The 15811-nt window shown below is 55.5% G+C and carries 14 protein-coding genes; 11 read left to right on the top strand and 3 right to left on the bottom strand.

Features of this window, described 5'->3' with window-relative positions:
• Positions 1 to 18 precede the first annotated feature (18 nt).
• From KRAC_RS16160 to KRAC_RS16170, 3 genes are all read left to right on the top strand, one after another.
• Positions 19 to 783: a Nif3-like dinuclear metal center hexameric protein gene (locus KRAC_RS16160; RefSeq protein ID WP_007908737.1), complete on the top strand. Its 765-nt coding sequence runs from the start codon at positions 19 to 21 to the stop codon at positions 781 to 783.
• A 112-nt stretch (positions 784 to 895) separates the two neighbouring features.
• A complete protein-coding gene (locus KRAC_RS16165) occupies positions 896 to 2635 on the top strand; it encodes a phospholipase D family protein (protein WP_007908739.1) in 1740 nt (579 codons plus the stop codon).
• A gap of 122 nt (positions 2636 to 2757) precedes the next feature.
• Complete coding sequence (locus tag KRAC_RS16170; RefSeq protein ID WP_007908741.1) at positions 2758 to 3237, top strand: hypothetical protein; 480 nt, start codon at positions 2758 to 2760, stop codon at positions 3235 to 3237.
• A gap of 80 nt (positions 3238 to 3317) precedes the next feature.
• On the opposite strand, the gene KRAC_RS16175 is transcribed toward KRAC_RS16170, so the two are convergent.
• Positions 3318 to 3611 (bottom strand): antibiotic biosynthesis monooxygenase family protein, encoded by a 294-nt coding sequence (locus KRAC_RS16175; protein WP_007908743.1) that lies wholly within the window; start codon positions 3609 to 3611, stop codon positions 3318 to 3320.
• Between the two features lie 287 nt (positions 3612 to 3898).
• Between KRAC_RS16175 and KRAC_RS16180 the strand changes: the two genes are divergently transcribed.
• The 7 genes from KRAC_RS16180 to KRAC_RS61695 all read left to right on the top strand — a co-directional run bounded on the left by KRAC_RS16180 (position 3899) and on the right by KRAC_RS61695 (position 12160).
• Positions 3899 to 4681: a sulfite exporter TauE/SafE family protein gene (locus tag KRAC_RS16180; RefSeq protein ID WP_007908745.1), complete on the top strand. Its 783-nt coding sequence runs from the start codon at positions 3899 to 3901 to the stop codon at positions 4679 to 4681.
• Positions 4682 to 4987: 306 nt separating this feature from the next.
• Positions 4988 to 6502 (top strand): MFS transporter, encoded by a 1515-nt coding sequence (locus KRAC_RS16185; RefSeq protein WP_157506481.1) that lies wholly within the window; start codon positions 4988 to 4990, stop codon positions 6500 to 6502.
• A 31-nt stretch (positions 6503 to 6533) separates the two neighbouring features.
• A complete protein-coding gene (locus KRAC_RS16190) occupies positions 6534 to 7484 on the top strand; it encodes a helix-turn-helix transcriptional regulator (protein WP_007908753.1) in 951 nt (316 codons plus the stop codon).
• A gap of 174 nt (positions 7485 to 7658) precedes the next feature.
• Positions 7659 to 8861 (top strand): tetratricopeptide repeat protein, encoded by a 1203-nt coding sequence (locus tag KRAC_RS16195; RefSeq protein WP_007908755.1) that lies wholly within the window; start codon positions 7659 to 7661, stop codon positions 8859 to 8861.
• 141 nt (positions 8862 to 9002) lie between these two features.
• Positions 9003 to 10550 (top strand): tetratricopeptide repeat protein, encoded by a 1548-nt coding sequence (locus KRAC_RS16200; protein ID WP_007908757.1) that lies wholly within the window; start codon positions 9003 to 9005, stop codon positions 10548 to 10550.
• Between the two features lie 55 nt (positions 10551 to 10605).
• The gene (locus KRAC_RS16205) at positions 10606 to 11595 is read left to right on the top strand and encodes an alpha/beta fold hydrolase (RefSeq protein ID WP_083814667.1); all 990 of its coding nucleotides are present in this window, start codon (positions 10606 to 10608) and stop codon (positions 11593 to 11595) included.
• 19 nt (positions 11596 to 11614) lie between these two features.
• A complete protein-coding gene (locus tag KRAC_RS61695) occupies positions 11615 to 12160 on the top strand; it encodes a TetR/AcrR family transcriptional regulator (RefSeq protein ID WP_157506483.1) in 546 nt (181 codons plus the stop codon).
• Positions 12161 to 12427: 267 nt separating this feature from the next.
• Here the strand turns inward: KRAC_RS61695 and KRAC_RS16220 are convergent, their stop codons facing one another.
• On the bottom strand, positions 12428 to 13240 hold the full coding sequence (locus KRAC_RS16220) for an SDR family oxidoreductase (protein WP_007908763.1): 813 nt from the start codon (positions 13238 to 13240) through the stop codon (positions 12428 to 12430).
• A gap of 153 nt (positions 13241 to 13393) precedes the next feature.
• Between KRAC_RS16220 and KRAC_RS16225 the strand changes: the two genes are divergently transcribed.
• Positions 13394 to 14314, top strand: a complete 921-nt coding sequence (locus KRAC_RS16225) for an RNA polymerase sigma-70 factor (protein WP_007908766.1) — start codon at positions 13394 to 13396, stop codon at positions 14312 to 14314.
• Between the two features lie 127 nt (positions 14315 to 14441).
• Here the strand turns inward: KRAC_RS16225 and KRAC_RS16230 are convergent, their stop codons facing one another.
• Positions 14442 to 15704, bottom strand: coding sequence for an MFS transporter (locus KRAC_RS16230; protein WP_007908768.1), 1263 nt, complete (start codon positions 15702 to 15704; stop codon positions 14442 to 14444).
• Between the last annotated feature and the right edge of the window lie 107 nt (positions 15705 to 15811).

The following is a 15811-nucleotide window of genomic DNA, read 5'->3' on the forward strand; positions in this document are numbered from 1 at the left end:
AGGAAGCGAGAACGTCCGATGAGTGCCCTCCGCGATGACGTTGTGCAGTTTCTCAATACGCATCTCAATATCAGCGCCTTCCGTGATTACTGCCCAAATGGCATGCAGGTCATCGGCAAGCCAGAGGTCAGACGCGTGGCTCTGGGCGTGAGCGCAAACCTTGAGTGCTTTCGCATGGCCGCCGCCGCGGGTGCCGACATGCTGATTACCCATCATGGCCTCTTCTGGGAGAATATGCCCCGCGAAATCGGCGTCATGATGAAGGGGCGTCTCAAGCTCCTCTTTGAGCACGATATCACCCTGCTTGGCTATCACCTCCCCCTCGATGCCCATCCTGAGATAGGTAATAACGTGCTCTGGCTACAAAAACTCGGTTTTACCCTTGAGGGAGTCAACTTTGCCAGTTCTCGCGGTAAGGCCATTGGCGCGATAGGGACCGCGCCTCAACGCACGGTCCTGCGCGAACTGGTCGAGGAGATCGCCAAAGCGGCTGGCACTCAGCCCCTGGTCTATGAATATGGACGCCAGACGGTACGTCGCCTGGGAGTGGTGACTGGTGGTGGACCCGGCTACCTGCTTGAGGCCATAGCCGCTGGCTGTGACACCTTCCTGACAGGCGAGACCGACGAGCCGACCGAGGCATACGCGCGCGAGGAGGGTGCCAATTTTATCTCGATTGGACACTACAATTCTGAGAAGATCGGTATCCGGGCCATTGGGCCTCTACTGGAGCGCCAGTTTGAGGTCGAAACCCTCTTCTGCGACGTCCCCAACGCAATCTAAGCTTGTAGTGTCGTGGCGTGGAGCAGGCGATGCCCGCCCCCACGCCACGATACTACAAGCTTTTGCAAATACATATTAGTGTTAGTGAAAATATATTGGCGAAAATATACGTATGAATACAACCAGTATGCCATCACAGGATGAGCAAGAAGCCGGGCAACAGGAGCGCTGGGCCACCAGCGATTTCTCTCCCAGCACAGCACACCGGGCCGCCTTTCTCATTGATGGGCGTATGACAATGCTTGAGATGTGTATCCACTTTCTACGCGCGAAAAATTCTATTTATATCGCTGCCTGGGGCCTGACACCCAACCTCCCTGTCATACGTGGCAAGCACCACCGCGCCGGTCCTGATGGCTCCCCCGAACAAGAAGAGCTACTTATCTGGCTGCGCAAGAAGGGCCTCTCCGAAAGCGCCATCACCTTCTGGCAGGAGAGCGAGGCCCTGACCGTCACCAGCGTGCTCGGCTATGCCGCCAGGCAGGGCGTCGATGTCTGCGTCTTGCTCTGGGACTTCTTCTCGGCCCCTTTACAGGTTGGTCCCCAGCAGGTAAAAGAAGAGCTCGAGAGCTACGGCATTCGCTGCCTTACCGACAATGGCAACCGCGACCTGCTCAACCATCCCATTCAATCGTTGCACCAGAAGACGGTGGTCATAGATAATCGCTACGCCTTCGTTGGCGGCATTGACCTGATGACCGAGCGCAATGGAGACTTTGACCGTTGGGACACCAAGGGCCACATTTACTATAATCTCTTGCGTCAGGGCCTGGACGGGCAGATGCCTCACTCCTGGCATGATGTGCATTTTCGCTTTGAAGGGCCAGCCGTCGGGGATGTCGCCTATAACTTCTACCAACGCTGGAACGCTGTCGTGGATCGCCAGCAGCTTGATGAGGCCTTGCTCCTGTCAGCTTCCTCGAAGGATGTGCCACCCACCGATGGGCGCAAGCACGAGGCCATTCCCATTCAGGTGACGCGTACGATCCCCACCCAGACCTATGACTTTGCTCCCGATGGTATCGCCAGTATTTTCGAGGCCTATCTCCACGCCATTGAGCAGGCTCAACACTTCATCTATCTGGAAAACCAGTACTTATGGCGGCGAACCTTTCTCGGCTTGGACAACCCAACCTTTGGCCCACCACACGAGGACATGGAACGACTCTTGCAGGCCCTGGCGGACGCCCTGGAACGTGGAGTCCATATCGTGCTCGTCCTGCCGGACCACCCAAATGTGGGGCGCCACTTTACCGATGATGGCCTGAGCTATTTACAAGAGCTGGCTCCCGGCGCCATTGGCGCGGGCCGACTCCAGGTCTATACCCTGGTCACAGATCACCAGGAGGAGGAAGAGGCGGAGCGCTACTATCGTCCGATCTATGTCCATGCCAAGGTCGCCATTATCGATGACTACTGGGCGACCGTTGGCTCGGCCAATCTCAACGACCGGGGCATGCGTAATGATGCCGAACTCAATATCGCCATGCAACATGAGACCATCGCGCATGCCCTGCGCGTACTCCTGATGGCCGAACACCTAGGTGTGGTTGACGAAGATATGCTTTTTGCTATGATTGAAATTATGGGACGCCTCGAACCCAGTGATGAGATGCACCGGGTCAGCGGCGAACTGGGGGCGCTCTGGGCCAGCCTGCAAGCTCTGCTCTCCGATCCCTACGCCTCTATGGCGGCATTCGCCAAGCAGGCTCGAACGAATCTGGAAGCTATCAGAAATGGCCATGCACTGACTGGGCATTTAGTCCCATATATCCGCCAGAACCTGGCTGACGATTATGAGCTGGCAGTTGACGCGACCAAAGGCTGGCTCTATCAGTTCTCCAAACCCTGATCTCTTACCCTCTTGAACAAGGGACCATGAATGAGAGATAATCAGGGCCGACATTATACTATAGATCATTTATGGGTCATCAAAAGCAAACATCGAGGCTTAACTGAAGGAGTTACATCGCCATGGCGAAAGAGAACAAAGCCCCAAAGCCGGAGAGCGTGTCCGCCCAACCCGCGACCACGCCCACCCCACCAGCCGCCACTAGCGGCAAGAAATCCAGGAAGACGACCAGGAGCGCGCAGATCGGCGGAACCGCTGTACGGGGAGCCAAATCAACACAGCCACGCCAGCCAATCGACAACAAGGCTTCTAAACAACAACAGGAATATGAGAGCTATAACCGCACCATGCGCCGACGTATGGAGCAGATGGGTACAGGCCCCGAGAGCGAAGATGACCGCCTGAAAAAGATGCGCCAGAAGCGCCAGGATCGTGTCGACCGTCGCAAAGAGCGCCTGGAAGCCGAGCGCGCCAGGTTGAAGTCCGCCGCGCCCATTGGCGGCGTCAAGCTCGGGCGCCAGACCCTCTTCTTCGTGCTGGGCACGCTGGCCATCGTGGTGCTGATCATCGTGATCTTCATCATCATCCGCCACCCCTTCTAGTTACTACCCTTGTAAAAGAAATAGAGAACACATGGTGAACAGAGCCGAAGACTCTGTTCACCATGTGTTCTCTATTTCTTTTACAATACTTTTGCTTCGTAGTGGCTGACCAGGCTTGAGCGCTCACCCTGGCCGCTACCTGTGCTCCCGCCACCATGATGCTCTTTGAACATCGGATGATTGGTATATTCCTCCATCGCCTCTTTCGATTCCCAGCGGGAAACGGCGAGCACGGTGTCATCTTCGCCTTTCCACAGCTCCATGCCCAGATAACCCTTAAAGTGCTTCATTCTGGGTGCCTCACGCTCAAAAGCCTCCATCATGGCCTGCATACGCTCGGCGGGAACGGCAATCTTATTGACAGCTACAAACATTTTGTATCTCTCCTAATTTTATTGTGCTATCCTCTAATGCTATTATAGTCTCTCAAGAGAGGTTTTTTCACGCACACACCCTTACCCTGAGTTGGTCCTAGGGGCCCGAGAAAAAGACCACACTGGGGTATAGTGGCAGACAGGCGGAGCCCGTCTGCCACTATACCCCTTACCCATTAGGCGAGCTTGCAAGCCGAGGTAAGCGCCACTCACACAAAAAGGCAACTAAAGTGATATAGTGAGTAAAAATCTCTCAATACATATCCTATAGAATAGGGGCATTCGCTATGCACTTGACATTACTTGACATCGTCGTCCTGTTTATCTCCGCCGTTATAGGTGGCACACTCAATTCGGTCGCGGGCGGCGGCAGTTTCTTCTGTTTTCCCGCGCTGCTCTTTACTGGTCTTCCTCCCATTCAGGCTAACGCGACAAACACGCTTGCGCTCTGGCCAGGCTCTATTGCCAGTACCAGTGCCTATTGGCAGGAGATCCGGCGCCAACGGCCCGCGATCCTGATTATCCTGCTCATCAGTAGCCTGGTTGGTGGCATTATTGGCGCGCTGGTACTACTCGGGACACCTCAGAATACCTTTGTGCAACTGCTTCCCTTTCTCCTCCTGCTGGCAACAGTGCTCTTCGCCGCCAGCCCCTACTTTACCGCACGCCTGCGGGCTCGCATGGTAGGGAGCTCCGCCATCAGTATCCCCACTCTCATAGGAATCGCCATCGCTCAGTTCGTTATCGCCATCTATGGTGGCTTCTTTGGCGGTGGCATCGGCATTCTGATGCTGGCAACGCTGGCCCTGATGGGCATGGACAATATCCACGAGATGAACGGCGTCAAGACACTGCTGACAGTCGTCATCAACGGGGCAGCGGCCTTCCTCTTTATTTTCAAGGGAGCCGTGCTCTGGCCACAGGCACTTTTGATGATTGTGGGCACCATCCTGGGCGGCTATGGAGGCGCGTACTATGCGCGCAAGATTGATCCACGCTATGTGCGCATCTTTGTGATTGTGGTTGGCATTCTCCTGACTATTTATTTCTTTATTCGTACCTACCTCTAAGAATCTTCGCGCCTGCGCGCTCAAGAGTAAAGTGTTGTGGATGGGAAATGGGCCGGTGGCCCATTTCCCATCCACAACACTTTGACACAAGAGTGGCTCTTCCATCGTGTTACGCACAGGGAAGGCCCGGTTGGATTGAGCGCGACTTTGCATTCTTACATGGCAATGTGTCATGCTATTAGTGCTGACCTTCCATGTAGTCGCAGCCACGTATTAAAAGAGAAGATCACTGGGAGAAGCCCCTCTCCCCAGATGGAGGAGCGCCTTTCGCCCCTCCCTTGCATGCATGAAAATGATAGATACACTATGAAACAGCAACACTCGCTTTCACCAACCGAGCACAATGACTCTGAGTCCGTCACAGCGGGCCCCTCAAGCGCCTCTAACCCGGAGGGCGCGAATAAATGGGCGGTCCTCGCAATTGTGGGGGTAGGGGTCTTTATGGCGACCCTCGACTCTTCGATTGTCAATATCAGCCTGCCCGCCATCGCTCAGTACTTCCATGTTCCGCTCAATGGTGCCGTTGAATGGATTATTATCGCCTACCTGGTCGCGACCGCCGCGATTCTGTTGACTGCTGGCCGCCTGGCGGACATGCTGGGACGAAAAATAGTTTGGATCATTGGCCTGATCGTCTTTACTCTTGGCTCGACGATCTGTGGTGCCGCGCCCAACCTGACTACGCTCATCATAGCACGCGCCTTTCAGGGCCTGGGCGGCGCGCTGATTATGGCCGTCAGTCCCGCCCTGCTGACGAGCGCCTTTCCCGCCAGTGAGCGCGGGCGCGCCCTGGGCTTTAACGCCGTGACGGTCTCCCTGGGTGTCAGCGTTGGTCCGACCCTGGGCGGCCTGATTACCTCAACCCTGAGCTGGCGCTGGATCTTTTACGTCAATGTGCCTATTGGCATCATCGGCATTATCGCGACCCTGCGCATCTTGAAAGAGGCAAATAAGCGTAATCCCGGACGCTTTGATCCGCTAGGAGCGCTTCTACTCGCCATCGGCATGGCCTCGCTAACTGGAAGCCTCTCCTTTGGAGGTGAAATTGGCTGGACCTCGCCCTGGATCCTGGCACTCATAGGCATTGGCGTGCTCGCACTCGCGGCCCTCCCTTTCGTCGAGCAGCGCGTCTCAAGCCCGATTATCGATTTCTCGCTCTTCCGCAACCGCGTCTTCTTGTCGGCCAATCTTAGCCTGGTACTTAACTTCCTGGCCCTGTTCGCGGTCAGCTTTATGCTGCCCTTCTACTTTGAGGAGCTGCGCAAATTTCCAACCGAGCTGGCGGGTGTACTCCTGACACCCCTCCCATTGACCATCGCGGTCATCGCGCCCATCAGTGGCTCGCTTGCCGACCGCTTTGGCTCGCGCTGGCTCGCCGCTACCGGTATGACCATTGCCTGTCTGGGATTAGTGCTCATCAGCCAGCTCAATACACAGAGCTCAATCTTTGATATCGTCTGGCGCCTGGTCGTGGTCGGTATCGGACAGGCCATCTTCCAGTCACCCAATAATAGCGCTCTGCTGGGCGCGGCTCCCCGCCATCGCCAGGGTCTCGCGTCGGGCTTCCTGGCCACCGGGCGCACGATGGGACAGAGCTTTAGTGTCGCTCTCGCCGGCGCCATCTTCGGCGCGCTGGGTGGCTCCGCAGCAGGTCAACTGCTCAGCACAAGCCATCCGCAGGACGCGCAGCTGACGACCCTGCAACAGACCTTTGTACACAGCTTCCAGTGGACATTTATCATCTGCGCCTGTATCGCCGCGCTCGGTATCTTCGCCTCCCTGGTACGAGGCAAAGAAGATCGCTCCGCCAAACGCGCGTAGAAAGGCGGATGCATATGTTATAATTCGCCTCATGAATAGAACTGACCGCCTCCTGGCCATCGTCTTAGAGTTACAGGGCAAGGGCCGCCAACGGGCCGAGGATCTCGCCAGGACCTTCGAGACAAGTAAGCGCACGATTTACCGCGATATTCAGGCACTGTGTGAATCCGGTGTGCCTGTTGTCTCGATTCCGGGCCTGGGCTACTCGTTGATGGAGGGCTATTTCCTGCCTCCGCTCAGTTTTTCCACCTCGGAGGCGACGATGCTCCTGCTCGGTAGCGATCTTATAGCGCAATATTTCGATGCGCAGTATCGCGAGGCCGCGCTCGCCGCCGCGCGCAAGATCAGTAGCGTCCTGCCACAGAAGCTACGTGCGGAGGTAGGTTATCTACAAGACAATATTATTTTTGTGACACCCAATGCCCACGGCTCCCTGGAGGAGCAGGGTAAGCTGCTGCTGCTGCGCCGCGCTATCCTCGACCGCCGGCGCGTCAGCTTCACCTATCACCAACGCACAAACCCCGAGAGTGGTCAGAATGTTGTAACGCCACGCGAGGCCGACCCCTACCGCCTGGTCTCGCTCTACGGTATCTGGAACCTGGTCGCCTACTGCCATCTGCGCCAGGATAGACGCCACTTTCGCCTGGATCGCATGGAAGAGCTACAATTGTGTCCCGACACATTTGAACGCCCCGCCGAGCTTGCGGAGCCACCTACCCCTCGTGAGGCTCCACGCTCTATTGTCGTCCGCGTGCTTTTTCCAGCCGAGGTCGCGCGCTGGCTACGTGAGACGCCCAATTACTATATGACCTCCAGTGAGGAGACCGCTGAAGGCCTGCTCATCACCCTCCACGTGCGTCATGAGCGGGATATCCTGCAATGGTTATTGAGCTGGGGTCGCCAGGTACGTGTTCTCGAACCGGCATCCTTGCGCCAGCGCCTCGCGGAAGAAGCACGGGCTATGCTCCGCAACGCCGAGTAAGGTATGGTGGTGATGTGGCTGCGCCACATCACCACCATACCTTACTCACAAATGGTATCTTTTATCCTTACAAAAGATTGACAAAAAGCAATACAAAACAATATTATATACTTATACTCCCTTTCCTATTCTACATCAATACATCTCTCTCTTCATGCCAGGAAGGGTAGCAATATGGGTATTTCGGTCTTAAATATGGTGTTTGTGTTGCTTTTCTTCTTGCTAGGCCTGTATTTTGTGTTCTTCCTCTCGCTCTACTATCTCGCGAAACGCCGCCATACCGCCGCGCTTATTGCCCTGGCATCCTGGCTCCTGCACCTGCCATTCTTTCGCTCACAGCTCTATGGTATGCGCGCCCGGGCCTATGGGCAGCAGGGGGATTGTCGCCTCGCGATCCTGGACCTGGATCACGTCCTTGAAGGCCATCCCCATCTCGCCTGGGCCTACTATGAGCGGGGCGCGCAGTACGCAACACTCAAAGATCACGGAGAAGCCATCGAGGACTTTAGCGAGGCACTCGACCTGCATCCGCGCCTGGTGCCGGCTTATTACGCGCGTGGGCTTGTCTATAGCACTGTGCGCGAGGAAGAGAACGCCTTAAATGATTTCGGCGCCGCTCTCGCACTCAATCCACGCGTGACGGCCATCTACTTTCACCGGGCGCTGCTCCACCTGCGCAGTCGCGACTATAAGCTAGCGCTCCAGGATATCGATATGCTGATTCGCCTGCAACCCGACGAAGCCTCAACGTATAAATATCAAGGAATCTTCTACTACCAGCTAAAAGATTTTGAGCAGGCCCTCTCCTGCTTTAACTACGCGCTCCAGCTCGATCCAGGCGATGCCACAACCAGCCATCAGCGCGCCCTGGTACATATGGCACTGCACCAGTTGCCACAGGCGCAGAACGATCTAAGCCAGGCGCTCGCACGCGATTCACTGAGCCTCTGCTTTCACTATTCGCTAGCAGCCCTTCAGTTCTGCCTTGAGCTACCTGCACTTGATACCGAGGCCATGGCCGACCACCTGGAGCAGATCGCCACCCTCAACTCAGCTCCGGAACTCTCGCTTCTCTGCTGCGCAATCGCCCTCTATCTGCGCAAGCAACCAGCGGAGGCACTCGCGTCCCTCCAACAGGCGCTAGTTCTCGACCCCAATAACAGCAATATTCATCTCTGGCTCTGCATTGTCTACGCCTCTCTCCAGCACGACCAGGAGGCACGCTCGGCACTGGATATTGCCCTGGAAAGCTCTCTGCCCCTGATACTCTTTACCCCTCTTCAACTTGTCGCGCCCCTGAACCCAGGCTTTTACCAGCAGGATGTGCTCCCCATCCTCTCCTCTCTCCCCTCGCTACCAGCTCCCACTACCAATTAAATGCAAACACGCCAATATTAAAAATGCATAAAATAAATATCAATATCTTCACACAATAACGATATAAGGCAACAGAGATTGACATCAGGCACACAATCACCTATGATAAAACTTAAGCATTACCGCATGAGGTAGGTTCTGATGGACTCAGACAACACGCTTGAGTACCAGAAACGCGGAACAGTATACGCGCTGGCTGGCGATTATCAAAGCGCCCTAACCGAATTTACGCAGGCCATCAAGCTTCAACCCTCTGAGGCGGCGAACTATCATAGTCGCGCGCTCATCTATCGTGGTCTCAACGATCCCCAACATGCCCTGGCTGATCTTACTCAGGCTATCTCACTGCAACCAGAGTATGCCTCAGCCTACTATCAACGTGGGCTAACCTACTATGTATTAAAGGATTATCACAAGGCAATCCATGATTTTAGCATGGTCCTCTCGTTTGAGCACAACGATTTACAGGCATTGCTCGGGCGCGCGATTAGCTACTATGCCTTAGAAGCCTTTCCCCAGGCTATTCTCAACCTGGATCGCGCCATCGCCTTTGATCCCGAGGAGGCGGGACGCCTGGGAGCCTACTCCAATCGCGCCCAGGCGCATGCAGCCCAACAACAATACAATGAGGCGCTGGAAAACTTTCAAAGGGCCCTGCATTTCGCCCCAGATGATGTACTCCTGCTCAATCGTATTGGCGCAACCTACACCGATAGTGGTCATCCTGAGCAGGCCTTTCCCTATTACGATCGCGCCCTGAAGCTCTCCACGTCTACGCCCTTTACCTACAATAATCGCGGCGAAGCCTATCGCCTACAGCAATGTTACCAGGAGGCTATTGCGGACTTCAACCGCGCCCTGGCCTTAGATCCAACCCTGGCCACAGTCTACTATAATCGTGGGCTAACCCTGGCCGCGCTCAATGAGCATACGCGTGCCCTGCAAGACTTCCAGCACGCCTTAGAACTTAATCCTGATCTCGATATTGTGTACGCCGACCGGGCGGCATCGTATGCCGCCCTGGGCATGTATAACGAGGCATTACAGGACTTCCAGCGCAGCATAACGCATGATGAGGAAAATGTGCTCGCCATCTTCCAGCGCGGCACAACCTATCTACGCCTCAATGAGGCTCACAAGGCCTTGCAAGATTTTAATTACGTCCTCGCCCATGAGCCAAATTTAGCCCGCGCATACGCTCAGCGGGCCGAGGCACACCTGCGCCTGGGCAACCTGGTGCAGGCACGCGTAGACTATCGCCAGAGCTGGGAACTGGATAGCACGCACATTGAACCCGCCTGGATGGGAGCCTGGCTCGATATGTGCCTGGATGACTACCCTGGAGCGATTTCACCCGAAACGCTGGAGGAGATCGCCAGCCGCAATCCAGCCGATTATCATGCCTGCCTGTGCCGCGCCGTGGCCCACCTGCTACGAGAGCAACCCGAACGCGCGCTCAGCGAACTGGCAGGAGCCTATAATCTCGATAGTCAGCACTGGGGCGCGCTTTTCTGGTTCACCATGGCCTGGGGAGCGATGCACCTGGATGAGGAGGCCTTCTCCGCGTTAGATCACGCAATCCTTGATGCCCGCCTCCCTCTGCCACTCCTCGCTCCCCTGCGCTGGTTCCGCTACTCACGCCCCGAGTTCTATAACGGGCGCCTCTTACCCCTGCTCAAGCAGTGGTAAATTTTGCACTTAGCAAAAACATACCCCTTGACTTATTCTCTTTCTCTACTCTAACATGAATATGTATTCAAATTCATGGAGGAGAAAGAATATTATGGTTGCTTCACTGCATACGAATGGCGAGGTATCTCTACCACAAGGTGTTGTACGGTATCGGGATGAGGGGAAAGGGCCGACGCTTGTCTTCATTCATGGCTTACTGGTCAATAGTGCTCTCTGGCGCGATGTAATTGCTGCTCTTTCGGGCCAGTTTCGTTGTATTGCTCTGGATTTGCCTTTTGGAGCACAGACGGTTCCCCTACATGCTGATGCTGATCTTAGTCCATCAGGAATTGCTCAACTCATCGCAGATTTCTTAGTAGCATTAGATTTACACGATGTCACGCTCGTCGGAAATGATACTGGTGGCGCCATGTGTCAGTTGACGATTGTAAATCATCCTGAGCGTATCACGCGGCTGATTTTGACGAACTGCGATGCCTTTGAGGATTTTTTTCCACCACTTCTTAAGCCTTTTGCTTCTGGAGCGCGGCTCTTCGGAACCCGTTTCGCGGACTTTCTCACATGGGCGTTGCAGACGAAACGCGCGCAACGGGTTCTTATGGCGACTGTTTCTCTTCGGCGCGCAGATGATGCGACGCTTGACGCCTATTTTTCGGCTCTCCGGAGTGGAAATAGAGAGATCAGGCGCGACTTCATCCAGTTCCTAAAGCAGGTCTCGAACCGTTATACAATAGAAGCCGCGAAATTTTTTCAGCATTTCCAGCATCCTGTGTTGATTCTATGGGGCAAGAACGATCTTTTCTTCTCGGCACGCAACGCCAGACGGCTTCAACAGGCATTTCCTCATGCCTGGCTGGAATTTGTCTCGCAATCACGTGCGTTTGTACCAGAAGATCAACCTGTTCTCCTTGCTCAAAAAATTGTTGAATTTGTAGGTGAGTCAAGTGCTTTCGGATCCAACAGGGAAGAACGAGGCGAATCTGCGTCCGAATTTGTTGACGGGTCAGCAGTTTCCACCACGCCCACAACAAACAAGGAGTAAGCAAAAACGAGATGCGTTGTTGCAGGCAACTCTGAGTCTCTTCGCGGAACGAGGATATGAAGCCACAACCATTGAAGAGATTGCCCATCAAGCAGGAGTAGCTGTAGGAGGCTTCTATCAACACTTTGCCTCCAAGCAGCAACTCCTCCTTGTGCTTATGGACAGCTTTCTGAATGGGGTAGAAGATCTTTCCCAGCAGTGTACAGCAGACAATACCCTTGAGGCCCGTAGTGCTATTAAACAGGCTGTTCGTCAGAGGCTGCTCATTGACTGGGCCTATGTTGGAGCATATCGAGCATGGCGAGAGGCGACAGCGCTCAATGGAGAATTGCGGGCACTGCATGCACAGCTTGAACAGTGGACAGCGCAACAAATCGAGCATATGCTACATACGTTGCTTCAAACTCCAGGAGCGAGAAAGGACGTAGATGTCACGGCACTTGCCTGGGTTGTAAGTTTGTTGTTCTGGCGACTGGCAGAAGTTCCACTCCAAGAGCCTGATACCGTCGTCTCCACAATTACATATATGCTCTATCATGCTTTGTTTATTGATGGAGCAACCTGATTATTTCACAGCATTGAAGCCCGTTCAGGGCTATTTTATTCTCTTGTGCTTCTTGCCTCGGCTCGCTACGCGAGCCGAGGGGAAGGGGATGTGGGTGCAAAACGGCTATGCCGTTTTGCACCCACATCCCCTTCCCCGAGCGCCGCAGGCGCGAAGGACTCTCAACCTCCATATGGATAAGAATTAAGCTGTACCCTTCCGGGGGCCTCAGTTCGGTGATAAACGCGGCACGCATTGAGGTGTCGATGCACAACTCCTTGTCGGCAGCTAAGGCAGGCTAGGACTGGTCTCACTTGACAAACTCATCTGGTCGGCCAGGAACTCCTCCCAGGTCCGGGTACCGTCGGCGTGGTCGGGAGTCAGGTTGGCGCCAGCCCGATGTGCGCGGGCAGCCTGACCCGGCAGCCAGATCGGCATGATCAGCCGACGTTGGTGATTGGCGTGCAGGTACCTGCGTATTAGATCGGCCATTGTGTATACCTGTGGCCCACCGAGATCGGGCACCAGGCCAGCGGGCTCACCCAGCGTGAGCTGCACAAGCCGAGATGCCACATCGTCGGCGTCGACGGGTTGGTACCGGAAGCCCGCGAAAACCGGTACGACGGGCAGCTTTGCCATGGCCTGTGCGACCGTGAGAAGCAAGTCGTGGAACTGGGTGGCCCGCAGGATTGTCCAGGGTATGCCGGAGTCGATCACGAGGTGCTCAGCGGCCCGCTTGGACGCGAAATAGCCGAACATGGCGCGGTCGACGCCACTTTTGACTGGGACCCGGTCGGCACCGACGACCGAGATATACACCAGGTGCCGCACCCCAGACCCCGACGCGGCTCTGACCAGGTTCAGGGCTTTCTCCTCGTCGCCCTTAGCGCTGCCCGCGCAGTGCACGATGATCTCGACCCCCTCCACCGCGGCTTCGACCCCCTCGCCCGTGGCCAGGTCACCAATCACGAACTCGATCCCCTCCACGGCCTCGCGGCTGCTCCTGCTTAACACCCGTACCTTGCAGCCGGCGTCCTGTAGTCGGGGGATGAGGTGGCGACCGAGCGTACCGGTGCCGCCTGTGACCAGAATATGTTGCATGTCTTTATTTCCTCGCTTGGTTTCTCTGTACTTTGAATATCTCTCAGAGACTCGTACAGGAGACGAGAGAGCACGGGCAGATGTGACACCCCTCGTTTGTTCTCTGTCCTGATATAGGCTTATAATACGAGGGGAGAAGGAGAAATGTGAGCGATGGACGAATCCATGAACCAGGGAGAAGAGTTCGAGCACTATCGCGTGCTGCTCTTTTCCATTGCCTATCGGATGACTGGTAGCGCGAGTGACGCGGAGGATCTTGTGCAGGAGACCTATCTGCGCTATCAGACGAGTGAAAGCTCGGAGATCGTTTCCTTGAAGGCGTATCTGACCACCATTATTACCCGTTTGGCGCTGGATTATCTGAAATCGGCTCGGGTCGCCCGCGAACAGTATATTGGAGACTGGCTGCCCGAACCGATCCTTACATTGGAGGACGAGGGATTCCCACTAGCAGACCTTGAGCAACAAGAAGCGCTTTCGCTGGCCTTTTTACGCTTACTAGAGGCTCTCAGCCCACCGGAGCGCGCCGTGTTTCTCTTGCATGAAGTCTTTGATTACCCTTTTAGCGAAATCGGCAGCATGCTAGAAAAAAGTCCGGCTAATTGCCGCCAGATCTTTCATCGGGCCAGGCAGGCTTTGCAGGACAATCGCGCGCGTTTCGAGCCGGAACGCCAGCGCCAGCGCCAGCTTCTGCACGGTTTTCTTTCCGCCAGTCAGGCCGGGGACATGGCGGCTCTGACCAGCCTTCTGGCTCAGGATGTCGTCTCCTGGGCGGATGGTGGCGGAAAAGTGCAGTCGATTCTCAAGCCTATCCACGGCCAGCAAGCCGTGGCGCGTTTCTGGTGTTTCTGGCTAAGTCGAGAGCGCAAAAATCAGCGATCTCTGACCGTAACGCTGGCCGAGATCAATGGCAGCCCGGCCATCTTGTTCTGGGAAGAGGGCAGCCTGGCCGTAGTCATCAGCCTGACCCTGAGCGCTGTGGGTATTCAGGAGATCTATGCTCTGCTGAACCCGGAGAAACTGACCTATCTGCAAAAACAGCTCTCCAGCGACAGCAAGACGAAGCCGCTTTGAACATCGCCAATTGCAAGGATCCTTTTTCTATATATCATGTGGCATAGCACGACTACAGGAAAACAGAGGCCTGCGGGCCAAACAGGTCCATGCCAACATGGGCCCTACAAGTGGTTGGGGCAACTACTTAGATTTCGCTGGCTGGCTGGAGCGACTCACGTTTGAGCGCGCGACGCGCGAGAAAGGCCGCGCCTGTCGCGATACAGCCAAAGGCTACGATTAAACCATAGGCATAGAGAAAGCTGCCCGTACGATCAAAGATCAAGCCGATCAAGGGTGGCCCCACGATGACTGGCGGCGTGGAGACCATGCTAACAAAGCCTTGCGCCAGGCCCTTCTTCACGCTACGCAGGTTGGCCGCGCTATTAAAAACAGAGGCATAGGGGACCGTTGAACCAATGCCAATCAAGCCCAGGCCTACAGCAGCCAGCCAGGGCCAGTGAAAAGGACAGGCCAGGAGCGCGACTCCCAGGCAACCCATGGCCGTCCCCAGACGTAACAGCGTGATCGAGCGCAGCATATGACGCGCCAGGAGCCAGCCTCCCAAAGGACGGAAGAGCGTCCCAATAATGGGCGTAAGCGAACCGATCACGCCAGCCTCCACCAGGGAGAGGCCATAGACGTGCGTCAGGTAGAGTGTGATCGTGGCCGCAATCGCGTTTCCCAGGCTAAATGTTCCCATGTGTGAGAGACCAAGCAGCCAGAGCGAAGACGAGCGCAGGGCCGTTCCCACCTGAAGCGCTCCCACCTGCTGCGTCTCGCGCTTCTCCCGTACAAAGAGCCACGCTAACGTTCCAGCGATACTGAGCACACCCCAGAAGAAGAAGCAGCCGCGCCAGCCCAAATAAGGCAAGAGTAATGGCGTAGCCAGCAGGCCAATGCCCGCTCCAAGCTGGACGGAGCCACCATACAGACCCTGCCCCAGCGTCGCGTACCTGCCCAGGCCCGCAATCACATTCGCGCCAGCCAGAAAGGCACAACCAGCGGCAAAACCAATCACGATCTGCCAGCACAGCATCCAGAGTAGATTCGGCACCAGAGGCTGCGCGAGACTCCCCACCGTCAAGACAGCACAGGACGCCAGCAACACGGGCTTCGCGCCAAAGCGATCTGCCAGCACACCTCCCACCATATAGGTCAAAGCCATGCCCGTAAAGAGCAGCGTTGAGAAGAGTCCTACCTCGCCACTATTGATGTGGAGATCCGTCTTCATAGCAGACGCCAGGGGACTATAGTTCGTGTAGTGGATCGAGATCAAAATACCCATGCTTACAGCGACCAGGATGCGCAACCAGACGCTACTGACGCTTGTCTGCTTCTTATCCAGGGCAACTGTAGCCACAGCTTGCGCGCTCTGCGAGGACAGCGGAGAGGATTCAAAATGTGACACCAGGGCACTCCTTAGCTTGTTAAGAGGCACAAAATATTCTTACTTGTATATGTATCACATTCTGACGTGGGTGAGTCATAAGCGCCACATAGTAAGCAAGCTTAAGC

The organism is Ktedonobacter racemifer DSM 44963, assembly GCF_000178855.1.
GTDB classification, from domain to species: domain Bacteria; phylum Chloroflexota; class Ktedonobacteria; order Ktedonobacterales; family Ktedonobacteraceae; genus Ktedonobacter; species Ktedonobacter racemifer.